The organism is Rhizobium sp. K102 (assembly GCF_022385315.1).
Classification (GTDB): Bacteria; Pseudomonadota; Alphaproteobacteria; order Rhizobiales; family Rhizobiaceae; genus Rhizobium; species Rhizobium croatiense.
The window spans coordinates 1,176,520-1,196,837 of sequence record NZ_CP092436.1 but is presented as its reverse complement, the minus strand read 5'-3'; the positions used below and the strand labels follow the sequence as shown (position 1 = coordinate 1,196,837).

Sequence of the window (20,318 nt, the reverse complement as noted above, 5' to 3'; positions counted from 1 at the left end):
GCAATAATGCCGCGCATCCTTGATATCCAGATGAATTCCTTTCCAATTGCCGGAACCTTCACCATCGCGCGCGGCGCGAAGACGCAGGCCGAGGTCATCACCTGCACGCTGACGGACGAAGGGGTTGAGGGGCATGGCGAATGCGTGCCCTATCGCCGCTACGGCGAGACGATGCAGAGCGTTCTTGCCCAGATCGAAGCCGCGCGTCCGCTGATCGAGACCGCCGGCATCTCGCGGCGCGACCTGCTGTCGGCGATGCCGCCCGGCGCTGCCCGCAACGCCGTCGATTGCGCCCTCTGGGATCTGGAAGCGAAACAGACGGGCCAGAGCGTCGCGTCTCGACTGGGCATTGCCGATCCGAAACCGCTGACGACAGCCTATACCATCTCGCTCGGCGAACCGGAGGTGATGGCCGCCCAGGCGCGCGAACATGCCGGTCGCGCCTTGCTGAAGGTCAAGGTCGGCACCGGCGACGATGAAAGCCGCATCCGCGCCGTCCGCGCGGCCGCGCCCGAGGCCGCAATCATTCTCGATGCCAATGAAGGCTGGCCGGAAGCGGTGCTGGAGCGTCACCTCAACATCGCCGCGGAGGCGGGTGTGGCGCTCGTCGAGCAGCCGCTGCCGGCCGGCCGCGACGCCTTGCTTGCCGAAGATTCGCCGCCCGCTCATCGTCTGCGCCGACGAGAGCGTCCACCATACCGGCGACCTCGCAAGCCTTGCCGACCGCTATGACGCGATCAACATCAAGCTCGACAAGTCAGGCGGCCTCACCGAAGCCCTGGCGATGAAGACGGAAGCCGAGCGGATCGGCTTCGCCATCATGATCGGCTGCATGGTCGGCACCTCGCTTGCCATGGCGCCGGCGGTGTTGCTCGCCCAGAACGCCGATTTCGTCGATCTCGACGGCCCCCTGCTGCTCGCCCAGGAGCGCGAGCCGGGCCTGCGTTACGCCGCTTCCCTGGTTTTTCCGCCGGAAAGCAGCCTCTGGGGCTGAAGGTAATAGGCCGAGATAACGAGGCCGAGGCCACAAAGCGCGACCAGGGCCATGACGTAAAAGCTGACGACGCCGAGTGCGGCGTAGAGATAACCTGCTGCGATCGTCATCAGCGCCATCGCCATGCCGACATAGAAGAAATAGGCACCTTGGGCCGATGATTCCTGCGTCTCCTGCACCGTCGCCACGATCCGCCGCTGCACGCCGGTATGCACGAAGGCGTAGGTAAAGCCGTGGAAGCATTGCAGCAGGAAGAAACCGGCAAGGCCCGTGTTCATGGGAAACAGGATCCAGCGGCAGACGCTGACGGCGCAGCCGAAGCGGATCAGCGTCCAGGCATTGAAGCGCCGGTTGAGACGCTTCGACAGGAAGAATACCGTCACCTCCGAAGCGACACCGGCGCTCCAGAGCAGACCGACCTCAGCGCCGGAAAAGCCGAGCTGATGCCAGTAGATCGACGAGAAGGCGTTGAGGACGGCATGGCTTGACTGCTGGATGGCGACGCCGATCAGGAGCAGCAGCAGATGCGGCTCGCGCAGGCCGCTGCCGGTGGCGGCGGGAATGTTGATCGGCTGGCCACGCCGCCGCGTCGGCCCGATGCGCGGACAAAAGATCGCCATGACGACGGTCATGATAAAGCCGAACACCATCACCGGCAGCACCATCTCGCCGCCCCACCGGCTGATCAACTGACCGCCGACGAGCGTCGACACGATGAAGGCGATCGAGCCCCAGACGCGCATCGACCCGTAATCGAGCCCCCAGCGGCGCACGCCGGAGATGACGATCGATTCGACGACCGGCAGATAGGGCGCGAAGGTGGCACCCTGCAGCGTGTAGACGATCGTCACCGGCCAGAAACTTGTCGTCCAGTAGAGCGCGATCGCCGTCAGCAGCGACAGCCCGCCCGACCAGAGCAGTACGTCGGCGCGTTCCTTCAGGCGGTCGGCGATCATGGCGACGATGGGCGCCACCAGCACGCGGACCACCATCGGTATGGCAAGGATGATGCCGATCTCATGGTCGCTGAAGCTGTGGGTCGCGAGCCAGACGGGGAAGAACGGCAGAACGATGCCGTTGACCAGCAGCGGCGCACAATAGGAAAGCGCGCTGAGCAGCCGGAAGCGCGGCGGCGCTCCCTCACCCGTCGGGGAATGTTGAGCGGGAATCATGGGTGGACCTGAAGGAAACTGGACGTTGTCCTAACACGCCACCCGGAAGGCGGCTATTGCGAGAAATAGCCTCCTGAAACGTTTTAAAAAATAAATTGGGCCTTTCGCCTGACGGGAACGGCTAAATTTCTGTTGCGCGGACGCGGACGCGCCAACGCCGGATCTAATAGGCAAATCAGGCGGCCTGAGGAGCCAGTTCTGCGCCTTCGCGCTCGACCGCCGTCAGCGCCGGGACGGTGCTGGCGAGCGTCCGCCAGGTGATCAATTCGAACGTGCCGTCCTCGTGCTCGGCGACAGCCGTGCAGCTTTCCACCCAGTCGCCGGTATTGATGTAGCGAATGCCGTCCATGTCCTGGATGACCGCGTGGTGGATATGACCGCAAATCACCCCTTCGGCACCGCTCTTGCGTGCCTCTTCGGCGACGACGCGCTCGAATTCGCCGATGAAATTGACGGCATGTTTGACCTGCAGCTTGGCCCAGGCCGAGAAAGACCAGTAGGGCATGCCGAGGCGGCGGCGCACGGCCGCCAGCAGGATGTTGATGCGGATCGCCGTATCGTAGGCCCAGTCGCCGAGATAGGCGAGCAGGCGGGCATTGCGAACGACGACATCGAATTCGTCACCATGCAGGATCAAGTATTTCTTGCCGTCGGCGCCGTCATGCATCATCCGCTCGACGACCTCGATGCCGCCGAAATGCATGCCCGGAAAATCGCGCAGGAACTCGTCGTGATTGCCGGGGATATAGACGACGCGCGTACCCTTGCGCGCCTTGCGCAGGAGCTTCTGGACGACGTCGTTGCAGACCTGCGGCCAATACCAGCTGCGCTTCAGCCGCCAGCCGTCGACGATGTCGCCGACGAGAACGATCGTATCCGCCTCGTGGTAGCGCAGGAAATCCAGCAGGAAGTCGGCCTTCGCGGCCTTCGAGCCGAGATGGACATCGGAAATGAAGAGCGTGCGGAAATGTCTGGGTTCCATCATGTCTATCACGAGCTACGGCTCATGCCCCATCTTTCATATAGCCTTCCAAAACCAGACTCGTGTTTCAGGAAGATGACAAACTGGGGAAAACCCCCGCAAAGCCGTGCTGGCGGGACGCCCCGCCGCACGGCGCAGCGACAATCTTGCCTGTTGTGCACGTTCATGATGACTGCGATTCCAGATCCGACACTGCGGGATGGCTGATGCGCCTCTTTCTCGTTCGCCACGGCGAATCCCTCGGCAACATCGACGAACGGGCCTACCGCCAATTCGGCGATCACAACGTGCCGCTGACGCAATGGGGCTACCGGCAGGCGCTGGAGGCCGGCGGTGTGATCGCCGACTATCTGCAAGCGGCGCGGAATCCCGGATTCGGCAAGCTGCACATCTGGTACTCGCCATTTCTGAGGACGCGGCAGAGCAAGGACGCCGTGCTCGAAGCCCTGCCGGCAAGCGTCGTCGGCGATGTCAGGGAGGATTATCTGCTGCGTGAGCAGGATTTCGGTCTCTTCACCGAAATCTACGACCACGCCGAACGGAAACAGAAGTTTCCCGAGGAATTCGAAAAATGGGCGAGGTTGCGCAGCAATAGCGGCAAATTCTACGCACGGCCGCCGGATGGCGAGAGCCGTGCGGATGTGGCCCAGCGGGTGCGGCTGTTCCTCCAGACGGTCATGCACGACGCCGAAAATGACGATCACAACGTCGTCATCGTCGGCCACGGCGTCACCAACCGGGCGGTCGAAATGAACTTCCTGCACCGCCCTGTCGAGTGGTTCGAGCGCTCCGACAATCCCGGAAATGCCGATATCACCCTCATCGAGGGCACGCGCGCCCAAGGCTACGAGTCCATCCTGCTGCACCAGGCCGCCGACCGAGGACCGTGCCAGGAGGGCCAGTTGCGCGACGCCCATGGTGCCGACGTGACGATCACGCCGAAGCCCGGCGAGTAGATCTGCTCAGTTGTCACAGGCGCCGATTCTGTATCGATCAGGCAACCCGGACAGCCGCCATCGGCTTCACGTTCTGGTTCATGCGAAACAGATTGTTTGGATCATAGCGCAGCTTGATTTCAGCGAGACGCCCATAATTGGCGCCATAAGCCATCTCGACCCGATCCGTCTCATCCTCCGGCATGAAGTTGATATAGGCGGTACCCACAGCATGCGGCTTGGTTGCCTCGAAGAGTTCGCGCGCCCAGCCGATGCAGCTTGCATCCATCCCCGCTTCCCGCCAGCGCGCATGCACGTTCATGACAAAATGCGAACTGCGCTGCGGAAATGCCGTGGCTTCGGTCGGAATGCGCCCTGCGGCACCGCCGACATGGCCGATGAATATCTCGCATTCCGGCCCCGGCAGCTTGCGCACAGCGTTGAGCAGCACGTCGATCGCCGCATCCGAGAGGGAAGCGAAATCCTGGGTTTTCCAGTAATTACGCGCGCCTGGTGTCAGCAGCGGATCGAATGCCTGCTGCCAGCCGGTGAACGGCACCGGACCGACGACATCGACAATCGGTTTGCCGATCGCCCGCAATCTGGCCGTCGCCTTTTCCCCCGCCGCAATATCTCCGCAATAGCACATGGCGAGCACCACGATCTCCTTGCCGTGCCATTCGGCCGGAAGGAACGGCAGCGGCGGCGCCTGGCGCATCACCACCCAGCAGGTCAGTTCATCGGGTGCCTCGTCCAGCGCCTGCCGATATTCCTGCAGCACCTTCTCCGCATCGGCGAAAGGATGCACGACCAGTCCGGCGAGTACTTCGGAATGGAGCGGGTTGAGCTGGAATTCGAATGAAGTGACGACGCCGAAATTGCCGCCGCCGCCCCGCAGCGCCCAGAACAGATCCGGTCTTTCCGTCTCGCTCGCCCTCACCAGCTCACCATCGGCGGTCACCACGTCGACCGAAACCAGATTGTCGGTCGTCAGTCCGAATTTACGGGTGAGCCAGCCGAAACCGCCGCCGAGCGTCAGGCCGGCGATGCCGGTCGTTGAATTGATGCCGGTCGGCAGCGCCAGGCCGAAGGCCAGCGTTTCCTTGTCGATGTCACCAAGCGTGGCACCCGGTTCGATCCTGGCGCGGCGCGTCTCGGGATCCACCCGTACCGATTTCATCGGCGACAGATCGATGACGACACCGCCTTCGCAGACGGCGTTTCCGGCAATGCCGTGCCCACCGCCACGCACCGAAACGAGCAGATTATTGTCGCGCGCAAACCGCACCGCGCGTACGACGTCGGCCGCACCCGCGCAGCGCGCGATGAGGCCTGGCCGGCGGTCAATCATCGCATTCCAGATCGTCCGCGCCTCGTTGTATTCCGTATCTTTGCTGGTCAGGAGATTGCCGCGAAATCCGGCAGCAAACGCTTCCATGGCCACGTCATTGACCATCGTCTGCCCCTTTTGCAGGGTCATGAGGTTCAAATTGTCCATGATTTCCTCCCTGCGACCGGCGCCCCGCACCGTCGCAGCCGGCATTTTGCGCTTGCTGCAGCCGTCAAACAAGTTTTCCAAAAGGATTAGCTCTCGACCGGCACAAGAAGAGAGAAGCGACTTTCATTGAATTTACATTCGAACTAGATGCGAACGCTGCCGAAGGGCCAATCTTTGTGTGGCAGCCACGCACCATTCGCCCATGTGGGGTTCGCGTGTCCTCACTCGCTGGAGAACACTTTCTTCAGGAAGAACCGGCGAGGCGTTTGCTCGTCCCCTTCAAGTTCACCAAACTGCTCGAAACCAAGTTTGAGATAGAAGGGTTTGGCCTGAAAATCGAACGTATCGAGAAAGATGCCGACATAAGCGCGCTCACGCGCTATGCGCTCCGCCTCATTCATCAGTTTCGTGCCGAAACCCTTGCCTCTAAGCGCGGAGGGAACAATTACGTATTTGATGAAAAGCCAGTTGTATTCATCCACCGCATAGAGACCCCCGATGATTTCGGACGTGTTTGGATCTTTGAGGACGATGCCGAGGTGGGGCCGGTCGATCACATGCGCGGTATGACGAGCATTAAAATCCAACAGCAATGCGAGGACTTTGTTTTGCTCTTCGTCGGTAGGTTCGGCGGCGAGGATTTCGAAAACGGGCAGCATCTCTGCAGGATGAGGCAAGGGCTATGCAGTGTCCAGCCTGCAACCGAGCCCATGCCGCCCCTCGCTCGGCCGACGAAAACTTCTCCCATCCCCCATTTCCATACTGTCGCCCGTATCCGATTGATGTATGGAGGGAACTCCAGAAAAAGACGTGCACGGAGGCGGCAATGGATCACCCGGATAAATCCAAGACGGACAAGAACCTGACGAGCGGCGATCTCGACGAGCAGGCGCTCTTCTTCCACCGCTACCCCCGCCCCGGCAAGCTGGAGATCCAGGCGACCAAGCCGCTCGGCAACCAGCGCGACCTGGCGCTCGCCTATTCGCCGGGCGTTGCCGCCCCTTGCCTTGCCATCCGCGACAATCCTGAAATGGCGGCCGAATATACTTCGCGCGCCAATCTCGTCGCCGTCATCTCCAACGGCACCGCCGTGCTCGGCCTCGGCAATATCGGCCCACTGGCTTCGAAGCCGGTCATGGAGGGCAAAGCCGTGCTCTTCAAGAAGTTCGCCGGCATCGACGTCTTCGACATCGAGATCGACGCGGCAAGCGTCGACCAGATGGTCTCGACCGTCAGCTCGCTGGAGCCGACCTTCGGCGGCATCAATCTCGAGGACATCAAGGCGCCGGAATGCTTCGAAGTCGAGCGGCGCCTACGCGAGCAGATGAAGATCCCGGTCTTCCATGACGACCAGCACGGCACGGCAATCATCGTCGCCGCCGCGATCCTGAACGGGCTCGAACTGGCCGGCAAGGCGATCGAGAACGTCAAGATCGTCGCATCCGGCGCGGGTGCCGCCGCTCTTGCCTGCTTGAACCTGCTGGTAACCCTCGGCGCCAAGCGCGAAAACATCTGGGTCCATGACCTCGAAGGCCTCGTCTATGAGGGCCGCACCGAGTTGATGGATGAGTGGAAGGCCGTCTACGCCCAGAAGAGCGAAACGCGTACACTGGCTGAAAACATCGGTGGCGCCGATGTGTTTCTCGGCCTGTCGGCCGCCGGCGTGCTGAAGCCGGAGCTGCTGGCGCAGATGGCCGACAAGCCGCTGATCATGGCGCTCGCCAATCCGACGCCGGAGATCATGCCGGATCTCGCCCGTGCTGCCCGTCCGGATGCGATGATCTGCACCGGCCGCTCGGATTTCGCCAATCAGGTCAACAACGTCCTCTGCTTCCCCTATATCTTCCGCGGCGCGCTCGATTGCGGCGCCGAGACGATCAACGAGGAAATGAAGATGGCGGCCGTGCGCGCCATCGCAGCACTCGCCCGCGAAGAGCCGTCCGATGTCGCCGCCCGCGCCTATTCCGGCGAGACCCCGGTCTTCGGCCCGGATTATCTGATCCCCTCGCCCTTCGATCCGCGCCTCATCCTGCGCATCGCGCCGGCCGTCGCCAAAGCCGCCGAACAGAGCGGCGTCGCGCGCCGTCCGATCCAGGATTTCGACGCCTATTTCGATCAGCTGAACCGCTTCGTCTTCCGCTCCGGCTTCGTCATGAAGCCGATCTTCACCGCGGCCAAGGCTGCCGAGCGCAAGCGTGTCATCTTTTCCGAAGGCGAAGACGAGCGCGTGCTGCGCGCCGCCCAGGTCCTGCTTGAGGAAGGCCTGGCCAAACCGATCCTCATCGGCCGTCCGCAGGTCATCGAAACGCGGCTCAAGCGCTACGGCCTGCGCATTCGCCCGCTGCAGGATTTCGAGGTCATCAATCCGGAAGACGACCCGCGCTTCCGCGAATATGTCGATCTCTATTTCTCGCTCGTCGGCCGCCGCGGCGTCATTCCGGAAGCCGCCCGCACCATCGTGCGCACCAACACGACAGTCATCGGCGCGCTGGCGCTGAGGCGCGGCGAAGCCGACGCGCTGATCTGCGGCCTCGAAGGCCGCTATGAAAAGCATCTGCGCGACGTGCGCCAGATCATCGGCAAGCGCAAGGACGTGCGTGATTTCTCCGCGCTCAGCCTGATGATCTCGCAGCGCGGCGCCACCTTCTTCACCGACACCTACGTCACCTTCAATCCGAGCGCCGAAGAGATCGCTGAGGCGACGGTGCTGGCGGCCGAGGAAATTCGCCGTTTCGGCATCACCCCGCGCGCTGCCCTCGTCTCGCATTCCAACTTCGGCTCGCGCGAATCCGAAAGCGCCACCAAGATGCGCAATGCCCTGCAGCTCGTCCGCGACGCCGCCCCCGATCTCGAGGTCGATGGTGAAATGCACGGTGAAAGCGCTATCACCGAAGCCCTGCGCAAGCGCGTCATGCCGCACACGACGCTGCATGACGAAGCGAACCTGCTGGTCTTCCCGAACCTCGACGCCGCCAACATCACGCTCGGCGTGGTCAAATCGATGACGGATGGACTGCATGTCGGACCGATCCTGCTCGGCGCCGCCATGCCCGCCCATATCCTCGCGCCCTCCGTCACCTCCCGTGGCGTCGTCAACATGGCGGCATTGGCCGTCGTCGAGGCATCGCAGCCGGCATAAGCCGGCTGCTCGCAACCCGGCGAGAAATATCAGACGGCCCGGATCGACAGGCGCCCTTTATCCGCGAGCGCATCGGCGCGTTCGTTGCCGGCAATGCCAGAATGGCCTTTGCACCAGGTAACGGTCACCAGGGCGTTCTGGGATAGTTGAAGATCGACTGCCTTCCACACGTCCGCATTGTCGATCGTTCGCCTTCGAGCATTTCCATTCGGGCTGCTTTTCTTCCAGCCGTTGTTCTTCCAGATGTGTCGCCGGCTGTTGCAGCCTTTGACGGCATAGACGGAATCGGACCAGATGGTTGCGGCTTCGCCGGCTGCTTCGCTATTGATCCAGATGGCGGCCTTCAGGACGGCGGTCAATTCCATCGAATTATTGGCCAACTCCTGGACGCCACCGCATCCGGAGGCGATTTCCACCGCATCGCGATAGGCCACAAATGCCCAGCCGCCGTGCCGGGAACCGGGTTCGTAACAACCGTCCACGAAGATGTGAAGGCCGTGTTGGGCTTCGCGCATCCCGCCGGTTGTTGTTGCAGGCGAGCGGAGTTCGCTGAAGATGCCTGTCATTCTCGCCCCGCCATCGCCTTTGCTGCGCCGCCCAGACCAGCGCGAATTGCGACGGTCTGCGCGCCGCCTGACGCGGAATGCACCCCGTCGATTGTGTCGACCATTGACGATAGTAGCGGCAGTGGTGCCTATTGCCGAGGGGGAACTATGGGGCAGCGTGGATCATGGACAATCCGTTGAGCAATGCCGGTAGGCGCGATCGAAGCGTAACCGTTCGTCGTATTCTCAAGGTCAATCATGCTGGCGAATTCGGCGCAATTCGCATCTATGGCGCACAGATCTGGATGGCCCGCAGGCTGTTTCCCGACATCGTTCCCGCACTCCGCGAAATGCGAGACGACGAGATCAAGCACTGCCGCCTGTTTCGCGACGCAATGCCGTCCAGGAAGGCCAGGCCATGCCGCGTCATGGCATTCTGGAGCCTCGGCGGTTACCTCCTCGGTTTCCTGACAGCCCTCGGTGGACGTAACATGGTCTGGATCTGTACCGAGGCGGTCGAAAGCACCGTTCACCGTCACCTTGAGGATCAATTGGCTTTTCTGGAGGCCGGTGACCCCGAGCTTCATGGCCTTATAGCCTCCATTCAAGAGGAAGAATTGGCTCATCTCAGGGAGGCCGAGAAAAACCAGACAGCACGGGGAGTGAGTTACACACTGCTCCTGCCCGTGGTCGCCGCACTCACCGATCTGATGATCTGGCTCTCGACGTGGGGAGACTCAAGCTGGATGCGTGCCGAAATGGCCCGCTCGAAGCAGAGCTGACAGTCCGCGACCGAATCTGTCCGCGAGCGACTTCTGGCGCGACGCGGTCCATCCAGCGAATCGCCGGCCTCTGCTGGATAAGATCGCGAAAATACGCTAAGAATTTCTCTGAGCTTATTAAGAGAAACACGCTAAGAGGAAACGCGCGGCGAAGTGACGTCGCATTCGACCCATCGACCGTTTGCTCATTCCGGGACGACGCCGTGAAACGCCGAAACCTGTCTCTTGCGCTTCTCCTTGCCTTCGCGACGCCCGTCGCCGCGCAGACGAGTGCCATCTGCGATGACCTGCGCGGCCGCCTGGCCGACCTGCCGCGTTCGATCGGCAACGGCAATGGTCCGGAAGCGCGCCAGTTTGCCGGTGCCATAGCCGAGCAGAACCTTGAATTGCGCAAGGTCCGCAACGACCTGCGCAGCTACGGCTGTACCTCGGGCAGCATGGTGGTGATCGGTGGCGAGAATGCCGATTATTGCGACGAGCTCTCGCAGGCTGAAGCCCGGATGATCGATAATATCCGGTATCTCCAGGATCGTCGCGCCGAACTGCGCAGCCAGGGCGGCGGTGATGACGGCGGGCGCCGCGAACTGATGGCTGCTCTTGAGCGCAATGGCTGCAACAGCGAGAATTTTTACGCCCCGTCCGAGCGCAGCGCCAACGACCTTGCCCCGAGCATCGAGGAACAGGCGATGCGCGCCGACACCTTCATTCCGCTCGGCGGCGGTGAAGAGTTCGACCCGCGTTACGGCCTGCCGAGGACCGAGATGCTTTCGCCGGTCAGCACCATCTGCGTGCGCAGCTGCGACGGCGGCTTCTTCCCGATCAGTTCGAACACCACCTCGGTCGATTTCGGCCGCGATGCTGACACTTGCGCCAAGATGTGTCCCGGCATCGAGACCGAGCTTTTCTATCGCGACGTGAGGAGCACCGAAGCCTCGAACATGATTTCGGTGGCAACCGGCACGCCCTACAGCGCCATGCAGAACGCCTTCGCCTACAAAAACCGCGCGCCCGGCGAGAAAAATGCCTGCGCCTGCAATCTCGCCGCCTATTACGAAGAGATTCGCGGCAAGCAGGCCCTGAGCGAACCGCCGCAGCAGGGATCGATCACCACGATCCGCACCAATCCGCCGGCGAAAGATGCCGCGGCTGCACCAACGCCACCCCAGCCGTCAGTCCCGGAGCGTCCCTATGACCCTGCGCAAAACAAGGTCCGGCAGGTCGGACCGCAGTTTCTGGCGGGCGACCAGGGTTCGATCGATCTTGCCAACCCGGCAACACCGGGCCCGCAGCCGCAACAGCAGTGACCGCTACGGCTCGCTCCGTCCCCAGCCATCGTGGAAGACGAGCTCCTCGAGCGGCAGCCGCTGCCGCCAGCCTTTGACGGAGAGTTCCGGTTCGTCGTAAAGCCGGTCGACGAAGCCGGCGCACAGCCAGGCAACCACCTCGATATGATCGGGTATGCCGAGAATGGTTTTCAGCTCGCCTTCGCGAAAGATGCTGACCCAGCCAATGCCGATTCCTTCGGCGCGCGCCGCGAGCCAGAGGTTCTGGATGGCGCAGACCGTCGAATAGGAATCCATCCGCGGATTGTGCGTGCGGCCCAGAACGACGCTGCCGCTGCGCGTGGGATCGCAGGTCACGCATATGCCGAGCGGCGCCTCGACGATGCCTTCGAGCTTGAGGGAGCGATACGCCTGCCGCCGTTCGCCGTCGAACATCAGTGCCGCCTCCTCATTCGCCCTGGCGAAGGCATCCCTTACCCGCGCCCGCACGGCTTCGCTTTTCACCAGGATGAAGTTCCACGGCTGCATGAAGCCAACGGAGGGGGCGTGATGGGCGGCGGTCAGAAGCCGCGCCACGACGTCATCCGGCAACGGATTAGGCAGGAACTGGCTGCGCACGTCGCGTCGCGTCATGATCGCGTGATACACGGCCTCGCGTTTGGCGAGAGAAAAACCGGATGCCGCTGAAACGGCATCCTCATCAAAGGGTCGCATCGTCAAATCCCCAACAACGCAACCGCCCGCCGTCCGCGCGGGTTGGGTCTATCTTGCCAGGCCGGTCTTCTGACTTGGCGTCATCCGCCTGCCGCAGCCTTCCCGGCAAAAGCCAGTGGCGTGATGAAGCGGCGGGCGTCAGCCTTACAGCGTTGGGCACGTTCCGGACTTGCACCGGATTCCCGATTCTCCCGCCTGACCGGCGGGCACCTGACGAAGCATCTATTTCAGGAAAGCGACGCGGCAGCAAGCACCGGCCGACCGTGCGCGAGCATAACAACCTGCGTGTGCCCTCGATCCCATTCTACTTTATGATTTATTCACACATCAAATACACACTGTTTTCGCGCGTTTTGGGTTGCAGCTCGGACATGGGCATGATTGCTCTTGATGTAACCGTCAGCGTGGATGCCCGTGTTGACATGCCGGTCGCAAATATCCGACCGAGCCGCAATTCCAGGCCCCGCGGATGATCCATATCTTGAAGACGATGCCTCTGACAGCCAAGCTGGCGGCGATTATCGTTGCCGTCAATCTTTGCGGCATTTCCGCCTTGGCCACCTATACGTGGATGTATGAAACCCGCGCCCTGATCGACGGCGCCACGGCAAACTGGTCGAAAGATGTGGAGCAGTTTGCATCTCTCGCCGCAGGCGGCGTGAAATGGGGCAAGGCGAATGCGGTTCGCGAGGCCTATTCGCTCTACCGCGACGATCCCTCCCTCGATCTCGTTCAGTTTGCCGCCTTCAACGCCGAGCCCGCTGCCGTCGATACGTGGACACGCGACGGCATTGCCGGTCTGCCTGCGCCAGTCGATCTGGCGAAGCGCCTCGGTGCGAAGCCCGATAAAACGGCAATCGACGATAGCGGCATATCTGCCGGTTTGGTCACGATTATCGCACCGCTGCCGTTGGACAAATCAGGCAAGACAACCGGTTACATCGTCACCAACTGGTCTGTCGAAAAGATCGCTTCCGCGGTCCAGCAGAAGGTTCTGGTTTCGCTGCTCACGCAGTCCGTCATCACCGCCCTCGCCGTCATCGCCTTTCTTCTCGCCATGCGCAGCCTCGTTGGCCGCCCCCTCAGAATCCTCAGCGAACGCATCGGGGCGCTGCAGCAAGGCGATCTGGCCTCCCCCGTCACCTATAAGGAGAATGGCGATGAAATCGGCTTTCTCGCGCGGGCGCTGGAGGTCTTCCGTCACGAGGCGATCGCGAAGGTCGAAAGAGAGCAGGCCGCTGCCGAGCAGAGCGCCTCGTTCGACGCCGAACGGGCACGCAACGCATCATTGACGGAAGAAGCCGGCAACCGGCAGCGACTAGTGATGACGACCCTTGCCAATGCATTGGAAAGGCTCGCCGCCGGCGACTTCTCGGTCCAGCTTGCTGATCTCGGTCCCGAATTCGATAAGTTGCGGCAGGATTTCAACAACATGGTCCAGGCCGTCGCGGCCGCCCTGACGGAGATCAAGATCGCCTCTGTCGCGGTTGAAGGTGGATCGAGCGAGCTGGCCTCCTCCGCAGATCAGCTCGCCAAGCGGACCGAGCAGCAGGCGGCGGCACTCGAGCAGACCGCCGCCGCACTGGATGAAGTGACCACGACGGTCAAGACATCGTCGCAGCGCGCTGAAAAAGCCGGAGAATTGGTCGAAGAGACGAAACGCAGCGCCCACGTATCGGCGACAGTCGTGCGCGACGCGATCGGAGCGATGGACAGAATCCAAACCTCCTCCAGCCAGATCGGCCGCATTATCGGGGTCATCGATGAGATTGCATTCCAGACGAATCTGCTGGCGCTGAATGCCGGCGTCGAGGCCGCGCGCGCCGGCGAGGCCGGCAAGGGTTTCGCGGTTGTCGCCCAGGAGGTTCGTGAACTCGCGCAGCGGTCGGCAAACGCGGCAAAGGAAATCAAGAACCTGATCAATGTGTCGGGCCAGGAGGTTGCCGCCGGCGTCGGACTGGTGAACGAGACCGGCGATGCCCTTCTGAAGATCGAGGAACAGATCAACCGCATCAGCGACGGCATCGCATCCATTGTTCAGTCCTATCGCGAACAGGCGACGGGGTTGCAGGAAATCAATGGCGCGATCAACCAGATGGATCACGCCACGCAGCAGAATGCGGCGATGGTTGAGGAAACCAATGCCGCCTGCCAGGAACTGCTCTCCCAGGGACGCCAGCTGCAGGATTCGGCCGGCAGGTTCGTCGTCGCTGCGTCTGCGGCAAGCCAGCCCAAGCCGGCTGCCCAGACCGCTCGTCACTCTCGCCCCGAGCCCAGAGCCATCGCGCCGCGGCATGCGGGAAATGCCGCCGTCGCCGCCGCTCCCGGCGCCTGGGCGGAATTCTGACGTCATCCGCGCCGACAAGCTTTATTTCTCAGCAACTGATCACAGGAAGGGAACAGTTATGAAAAGAGTTGTGACCGCATTGCTTTTCGCCTCTACCGCATTCACCGTGCCCATGGGCGTATCCATGGCCGAGGATGCCAAGCTTGCTCCGATCGCCGATTACGTGAAGAGCGACGTCAAGCCCTGGCTCAACGATCCCGCCATCATCGAGGCTATCAAGGCGCAGGACGCTGCGAATGCCAAGCTGAGCGAAGCCGACATCGACGCTCTCGATAAGAAATGGCGCGCCGAAGTCGATGGCTCCGATCACGCGATGATCGACGGCGTTCTTGGTAATGCGCTGTCGAAATTCCTTCAGGAAAAGAAGGAGTCCTCAGGCGGCAAGATTACCGAGATCTTCGTCATGGATGCAAAGGGACTGAATGTCGGTCAGAGCGACGTCACCTCGGACTACTGGCAGGGCGACGAGGCGAAATTCCAGAAGTCCTTCGGAGCCGGCAAGGATGCCGTTTTCGTCGACGAGATCGAAAAGGACGAGTTGACCCAGACATTGCAGTCGCAGGCAAGCGTCACCATTTCCGACGATGCGGGAACGCCGATCGGCGCCATCACGATCGGCGTCAACGTCGACGCCCTGTGATCGCAGAAGCGGCCTTCATTTCGCGGAAATTTGGACTTGTCGCCCAGAAGCTGCGTGCTTCGGGCGACATACTTTAAGCCAGTCTCCCGCAGAAGCGATTGCCGCCCTCCGGGGTGTCCGATCTCAGGCAGAAAATTCTAGGTGACAACAAGCGGCCGCGACGCTACATACGCCTGATGTCGACGACTTCAATCCACGCCTCGCGATTTTATTGGTACCGCTGCTCCCAGCGGATGCGGGTCCATGCGTAACTGAAGTCGACGCGACGACAACCCGAACAGCCGCTAGTCTACCTGGCGGCTTTTTTGTTTCCGCACGGTATGACCAAACAGGAGCCACACCGTGTCCGATACCATTGACGATCTGCGTATCCTCGAGATCACCCCGCTGACCAAACCCGCAGATATCATCGCGGAAATCCCCCGAACCGCTGCCGTCAGCGAGACGGTGACCAGCAACCGTCATGCGATCCATAAGATTCTCGAGGGAGACGACGACCGCCTGATCGTCGTCATCGGTCCCTGCTCCATCCACGATCCTGCTGCGGCGCGAGAATATGCCGAGCGGTTGGTGCAACAGCGGCAGCGCTTCTCCGGTGATCTCGAAATCGTCATGCGCGTCTATTTCGAAAAGCCCCGCACCACGGTCGGCTGGAAGGGTCTGATGAACGACCCGCATCTCGACGGCAGCTACCGCATCGAGGAAGGGCTGCGGATTGCCAGGCGCCTGCTGCTCGACGTCAATGCGATGGGCCTGCCCGCCGGTGTCGAATTCCTCGAGACGATCACGCCGCAATACATTGCCGACCTCGTCAGCTGGGGGGCGATCGGCGCGCGCACGACCGAAAGCCAGATCCATCGCCAGCTCGCCTCCGGCCTCTCCTGCCCGATCGGCTTCAAGAACGGCACTGATGGCAGCGCACGCGTCGCGTTCGATGCCATCCTCGCTGCCTCGCAGCCGCATCACTTCCCCGCCGCCACCAAGGACGGGCAGGCTGCCATCGCCTCAACAAAGGGCAACGAGGACTGCCACATCATCCTGCGCGGCGGCAGGCGGCCGAACTATGAAGCGGCCGATGTCCAAGCTGCGGTCAGCGAGGCCGTCAAGCTCGGCGTGATCCCGCGCATCCTCGTCGACGCCAGCCATGCCAACAGCAACAAGGATCCGATGAACCAGCCGCGGGTGGTCGAGGACGTCGCCGGACAGATCGCGGCCGGCAACCGCCACATCAAGGGCATGATGATCGAAAGCAACCTCGTGGCCGGCCGCCAGGATCTCGTTCCCGGCAAACCGCTTGTCTACGGCCAGTCCATCACCGACGGCTGCATCGATTGGGATATGTCGGTGGCAGTGCTGGAAGATCTGGCGAAGGCCGCCCGCGAGCGGCGCAAAGCGGCGGCTTAAAGCAGTCGCGCAAATGTGTGCAGCGGTTTTTCCCAGGCAAAGCGCGAAGCGCTTTTGCCGCAACGACATGCGTAAAACTATACGTAAGCGCAAGAAGCGAATCTGAAAGATCGCGACGCGCTTCACGTCGCCGGGAAGTAGCGGACATAGGCGAATTCTTCGCCGTCAGGAGACCAGCAGGGCACGTTGATCGTGCCCTGCCCGCCGAAAAGCTCGAACAATGTCTTCAGATTGCCGCCGTCCATGTCCATCAGCCGCAGCCGCACGTCCAGATCGCGCGGATGGTCGAAAACGCTGGGGTCGTAGGACAGGATCAGTACTTTGTCGTTCGTCGGCGACGGATGGGCGAACCAATTGCCCTGATTGTCCGACGTCACCTGCTCGAGCCCGGTGCCATCAGGGTGAATGCGCCAGATCTGCATCAAGCCGGTGCGGCTGGAATTGAAATAGACCCATTGCCCGTCAGTGGAATAATCCGGCCCGTCGTTACGGCCCTCGCCATGCGTCAGCCGTGTCTCAACTCCGCCGTCGACCGAGATCGTATAGATGTCGAAGAGATCGTCGCGGATGCCGCAATAGGCGAGCTCGCGGCCATCCGGCGACCAGCCATGCCAATAGGATGGTTGGTTCCGGGTGACGAGCCGCGGCGTGCCGCCTTCGATCGGCAGGATATAGATCGCCGACTTGCCGAACTCGGTCTTGTCGGAAATGACAATCTCGGTCCCGTCGGGCGAAATGCCATGGTCGTTGTTGCAGTTGACGGCAAAGCCGGTATCGATCTGAACAACCTCGCCGCCATCGAGCGGCAGCCTGTAGAGCAGCCCGTCGCCATTCAACAGGAGATAGGAGCCGTCGGGAGCAAAATTCGGCGCTTCCACCAGCCGATCCGTCTGCCACACCTCACGTGCCCTGCCCGTCCTGACATTGTAGATCTCGACCGAGCTGCGCATCAATGCTCCTCCTGACATCTCGATAGCCTCAGCGATCTCGATTGTGCTAGCGATCTCGATCGCTTCAGCGATCACGGAACCGGTTAGTGATGGGATAACGCCGGTCGCGCCCGAAATTCTTCTTGGTGATCTTCACGCCCGGCGCCGACTGCCGGCGCTTGTATTCGGCGAGGTAGAGCAGGTGCTCGACGCGGTGAACGGTCGCCACGTCATGGCCGCGCGCGACGATCTCTTCGACGGCCATCTCCTTCTCGACCAGGCATTCGAGGATATCGTCGAGAACAGGATAGGGCGGCAGCGAATCCTGATCCTTCTGGTCGGGACGCAGTTCTGCCGAGGGTGCCTTGTCGATGATATTCAGCGGGATCACTTCGCCCGACGGCCCCAGCGCACTCGGCGGCACGTTCTCGTTGCGCCAGCGGGCCAGCGCATAGACCTGCATCTTGTAGAGGTCCTTGATCGGGTTGAAGCCGCCATTCATGTCGCCATAGAGCGTGGCGTAACCGACCGACATTTCCGACTTGTTGCCCGTCGTCACCACCATCGCGCCGAACTTGTTGGAGATCGCCATCAGGATGACGCCACGCGCGCGGCTCTGCAGATTCTCCTCGGTGATGCCGCTCTCCGTGCCCTCGAAGAGATCGGAAAGCGCATTGCTGAAGCCCGACACCGGCTGCTCGATCGGCACGATGTCGTAGCGGCAGCCGAGCGCCTTGGCGCAATCGGCCGCGTCCTTCAGCGAATCCTCCGAGGTATAGCGGTAGGGCAGCATGACGGTGCGCACCCGCTCCTCGCCGAGCGCATCGACGGCGATGGCCGCGCAGATCGCCGAGTTGATGCCGCCGGAAAGGCCGAGCACGACCGTCTTGAAACCGTTCTTGTTGACGTAATCGCGAAAGCCGAGCAGGCAGGCGCGGTAATCAGCCTCCTCGCCCTCGGGGATACGCGCCATCGGCCCTTCGGCGCAGTGCCAGCCGCTTTCGCCGCGCTTCCACGTCGTCACCGCAAGCGCCGTCTCGAACTCGCTCATCTGGAAGGCAAGCGACCTGTCGGCATTGAATGCGAAACTCGCGCCGTCGAAGACGAGCTCGTCCTGGCCGCCGAGCTGGGCGGCGTAGATCAGCGGCAGACCGGTCTCGATCACTTGCTTCAGCACCACCTGATGACGGATATCGACCTTGCCGCGGTAGTAGGGAGACCCATTCGGCGACAGCAGGATTTCGGCGCCGCTTTCGGCCAGCGTCTCGCAGACGCCGAGCTCGCCCCAGATATCCTCGCAGATCGGAACACCGAGCCTGATTCCGCGGAAATTGACCGGCCCGGGCATGGCGCCCTGATGGAAGACGCGCTTCTCATCGAACTCACCATAATTCGGTAGGTCGACCTTGTCGCGCACCGCGATGACTTTGCCGCCGTCGAGCACGGCGACGGAATTATAACGCCCGTTCTCGTCCTGCCGGGGAAAACCGATAATGACGCCCGGGCCGCCATCGGCGGTATCGGCGGCCAGGCTTTCGACCGCCTTCCAGCAGACGCGGATGAAGGCTGGCTTCAGCACCAGATCCTCCGGCGGATAGCCGGAGATGAAAAGCTCGGTAAGGACGAGCAGATGCGCGCCCTCCCGCCCCGCATCGGCGCGCGCTTCGCGCGCCTTGGCAAGATTGCCGGTCACATCGCCGACCGTTGGGTTGAGCTGGCCGATGGCGATGCGGAAGATATCAGAAAGAGCGTTTTCCTGTGTCATGTCATTTATTTAGCCTGCGCCTTCCGTTACCGCAACACGTTCGCGGTCAAAGCGGCCCCGGCAGTGACGAAATTTTTATGAAGGGTCGACACGGCATGACGCGGCACCGACACGCATTGCAATTTACCGGTGGAGCGGAATACTGGCGCCGAAAGCGAGCGCATCGAAACGGCATCGGAAACAGGCCATGTATAATATCTCCAACTTCGTGCACCATCATTTCGATAAGCCGGCCGATGAACTCGGCGACATCGAAAAGCGCGTCCTTGCGAAAACGCACGAGCGCAAGATCATCTCGACCGACGTCAATGCCGCCTTCTCCGCCGAGACCTCGTTCGGCGCACGTGTCGCCGACGGGATCGCCCGCGTCGGCGGCTCCTGGTCCTTCATCATCGCCTTCCTGGCTTTTCTCGCCGTCTGGACGATAATCAACACCATCCTATTGGCGACCCGCGCCTTCGACCCCTACCCCTTCGTCTTTCTGAACCTGATCCTGTCGATGCTCGCCGCCATCCAGGCGCCGATCATCATGATGTCGCAGAACCGCCAGGCCGAGCGCGACCGCTTCGAGGCCGCAAAGGATTACGAAGTCAATCTGAAGGCCGAGCTCGAAGTGCTCTCCCTGCATCAGAAGATCGATATGCACGTGCTGAGCGAGCTGACAGCGTTGCGTGAGGACGTAGCCCGCCTGAGCGCCGCGCTTTCCGCCAGGAGCTAGACGGGAAACCTGTCATATTGCGGCAGGCCATCCGTGATCTCGTAGAAATCGCCCTTGTCAGTGCAGTAAATGTGGTGACTGAAGGAAAGCCCGGTCGGCTCGTCGAAGCTTCCGGCCAGGACCGAAACCTCCGGCGATTCGTCGCCCTGCCAGAACAGTGCCGAGCCGCAATTCCCGCAGAAGCCGCGCTGCGCCTCGCCGCTCGACCGATACCAGCGGACCGCTTCGGCGCCCTGCACCGAAAGAGCAGTGCGCGGCACATTGGCCGCGGCATAATAAAACCCCGTCTGCCGGCGGCACTGCGAGCAATGGCAGCCGACGACAGGTCCGGGCTTACCCGCAATCGAATATCGCACGGCGCCGCAAAGGCAGCCGCCTGTATGCCGTTCGGTCATGACCACTCCTCCATTTCGCAGGAGGTTGCCGCCGATCGCCGCGGGCGTCAAATCCATTCCGTTCAACGAGAGATTA

At 61.9% G+C, this 20,318-nt stretch carries 17 protein-coding genes, 1 pseudogene and 1 riboswitch; of the genes and pseudogenes, 9 read left to right on the top strand and 9 right to left on the bottom strand.

The genetic code is table 11. The features are described from left to right. Positions 1 to 6 precede the first annotated feature (6 nt). Positions 7 to 994 (top strand): annotated as a pseudogene (dgcA, locus tag MHI61_RS11775) (N-acetyl-D-Glu racemase DgcA). Here dgcA and MHI61_RS11770 read toward each other — a convergent pair. Further along, a complete protein-coding gene (locus MHI61_RS11770) occupies positions 946 to 2,166 on the bottom strand; it encodes an MFS transporter (protein ID WP_239792150.1) in 1,221 nt (406 codons plus the stop codon). The pseudogene dgcA and the gene MHI61_RS11770 sit on opposite strands and share 49 nt — an antisense overlap. Positions 2,167 to 2,341: 175 nt before the next feature. After that, on the bottom strand, positions 2,342 to 3,151 hold the full coding sequence (locus tag MHI61_RS11765) for a UDP-2,3-diacylglucosamine diphosphatase (protein ID WP_239792149.1): 810 nt from the start codon (positions 3,149 to 3,151) through the stop codon (positions 2,342 to 2,344). Between the two features lie 203 nt (positions 3,152 to 3,354). Here MHI61_RS11765 and MHI61_RS11760 point away from each other — a divergent pair, with 203 nt between their 5' ends. Next, on the top strand, positions 3,355 to 4,104 hold the full coding sequence (locus MHI61_RS11760; RefSeq protein WP_239792148.1) for a phosphoglycerate mutase family protein: 750 nt from the start codon (positions 3,355 to 3,357) through the stop codon (positions 4,102 to 4,104). A 37-nt stretch (positions 4,105 to 4,141) separates the two neighbouring features. Here the strand turns inward: MHI61_RS11760 and MHI61_RS11755 are convergent, their stop codons facing one another. Next, on the bottom strand, positions 4,142 to 5,581 hold the full coding sequence (locus MHI61_RS11755; RefSeq protein ID WP_239792147.1) for an FAD-binding oxidoreductase: 1,440 nt from the start codon (positions 5,579 to 5,581) through the stop codon (positions 4,142 to 4,144). Between the two features lie 221 nt (positions 5,582 to 5,802). After that, entirely contained in the window at positions 5,803 to 6,258 is a 456-nt protein-coding gene (locus MHI61_RS11750; RefSeq protein WP_239792146.1) for a GNAT family N-acetyltransferase, read from the bottom strand. Positions 6,259 to 6,407: 149 nt separating this feature from the next. On the opposite strand from MHI61_RS11750, the gene MHI61_RS11745 reads away from it, so the two are divergent. Further along, positions 6,408 to 8,720, top strand: coding sequence for an NADP-dependent malic enzyme (locus tag MHI61_RS11745; protein WP_239792145.1), 2,313 nt, complete (start codon positions 6,408 to 6,410; stop codon positions 8,718 to 8,720). A 29-nt stretch (positions 8,721 to 8,749) separates the two neighbouring features. Here the strand turns inward: MHI61_RS11745 and MHI61_RS11740 are convergent, their stop codons facing one another. Then, a complete protein-coding gene (locus tag MHI61_RS11740; protein WP_239792144.1) occupies positions 8,750 to 9,286 on the bottom strand; it encodes a ribonuclease H in 537 nt (178 codons plus the stop codon). A gap of 164 nt (positions 9,287 to 9,450) precedes the next feature. On the opposite strand from MHI61_RS11740, the gene MHI61_RS11735 reads away from it, so the two are divergent. Continuing rightward, on the top strand, positions 9,451 to 10,047 hold the full coding sequence (locus MHI61_RS11735; protein WP_239792143.1) for a demethoxyubiquinone hydroxylase family protein: 597 nt from the start codon (positions 9,451 to 9,453) through the stop codon (positions 10,045 to 10,047). Between the two features lie 203 nt (positions 10,048 to 10,250). After that, positions 10,251 to 11,351: a DUF2865 domain-containing protein gene (locus MHI61_RS11730; RefSeq protein ID WP_239792142.1), complete on the top strand. Its 1,101-nt coding sequence runs from the start codon at positions 10,251 to 10,253 to the stop codon at positions 11,349 to 11,351. A 3-nt stretch (positions 11,352 to 11,354) separates the two neighbouring features. Here the strand turns inward: MHI61_RS11730 and bluB are convergent, their stop codons facing one another. Then, entirely contained in the window at positions 11,355 to 12,044 is a 690-nt protein-coding gene (gene bluB / locus MHI61_RS11725) for a 5,6-dimethylbenzimidazole synthase (RefSeq protein ID WP_239792141.1), read from the bottom strand. Between the two features lie 41 nt (positions 12,045 to 12,085). Then, positions 12,086 to 12,273: riboswitch (cobalamin riboswitch) on the bottom strand. A gap of 240 nt (positions 12,274 to 12,513) precedes the next feature. Between bluB and MHI61_RS11720 the strand changes: the two genes are divergently transcribed. The 3 genes from MHI61_RS11720 (at position 12,514) to MHI61_RS11710 (ending at position 16,435) form a co-directional block, all read left to right on the top strand. Next, complete coding sequence (locus MHI61_RS11720; RefSeq protein WP_239792140.1) at positions 12,514 to 14,391, top strand: HAMP domain-containing methyl-accepting chemotaxis protein; 1,878 nt, start codon at positions 12,514 to 12,516, stop codon at positions 14,389 to 14,391. A 58-nt stretch (positions 14,392 to 14,449) separates the two neighbouring features. Then, positions 14,450 to 15,031: a hypothetical protein gene (locus MHI61_RS11715; RefSeq protein ID WP_239792139.1), complete on the top strand. Its 582-nt coding sequence runs from the start codon at positions 14,450 to 14,452 to the stop codon at positions 15,029 to 15,031. A 342-nt stretch (positions 15,032 to 15,373) separates the two neighbouring features. Further along, positions 15,374 to 16,435 (top strand): 3-deoxy-7-phosphoheptulonate synthase, encoded by a 1,062-nt coding sequence (locus MHI61_RS11710; protein ID WP_239792138.1) that lies wholly within the window; start codon positions 15,374 to 15,376, stop codon positions 16,433 to 16,435. 122 nt (positions 16,436 to 16,557) lie between these two features. On the opposite strand, the gene MHI61_RS11705 is transcribed toward MHI61_RS11710, so the two are convergent. Together MHI61_RS11705 and MHI61_RS11700 are read right to left on the bottom strand one after the other, a co-directional pair. After that, positions 16,558 to 17,385 (bottom strand): hypothetical protein, encoded by an 828-nt coding sequence (locus tag MHI61_RS11705; RefSeq protein ID WP_239792137.1) that lies wholly within the window; start codon positions 17,383 to 17,385, stop codon positions 16,558 to 16,560. A gap of 64 nt (positions 17,386 to 17,449) precedes the next feature. After that, a complete protein-coding gene (locus MHI61_RS11700) occupies positions 17,450 to 19,129 on the bottom strand; it encodes an NAD+ synthase (RefSeq protein WP_239792136.1) in 1,680 nt (559 codons plus the stop codon). 187 nt (positions 19,130 to 19,316) lie between these two features. Between MHI61_RS11700 and MHI61_RS11695 the strand changes: the two genes are divergently transcribed. Beyond that, entirely contained in the window at positions 19,317 to 19,847 is a 531-nt protein-coding gene (locus MHI61_RS11695) for a DUF1003 domain-containing protein (protein WP_239792135.1), read from the top strand. Here MHI61_RS11695 and MHI61_RS11690 read toward each other — a convergent pair. After that, positions 19,844 to 20,242: a GFA family protein gene (locus tag MHI61_RS11690; protein WP_239792134.1), complete on the bottom strand. Its 399-nt coding sequence runs from the start codon at positions 20,240 to 20,242 to the stop codon at positions 19,844 to 19,846. The genes MHI61_RS11695 and MHI61_RS11690 overlap by 4 nt on opposite strands. Positions 20,243 to 20,318: the final 76 nt, after the last annotated feature.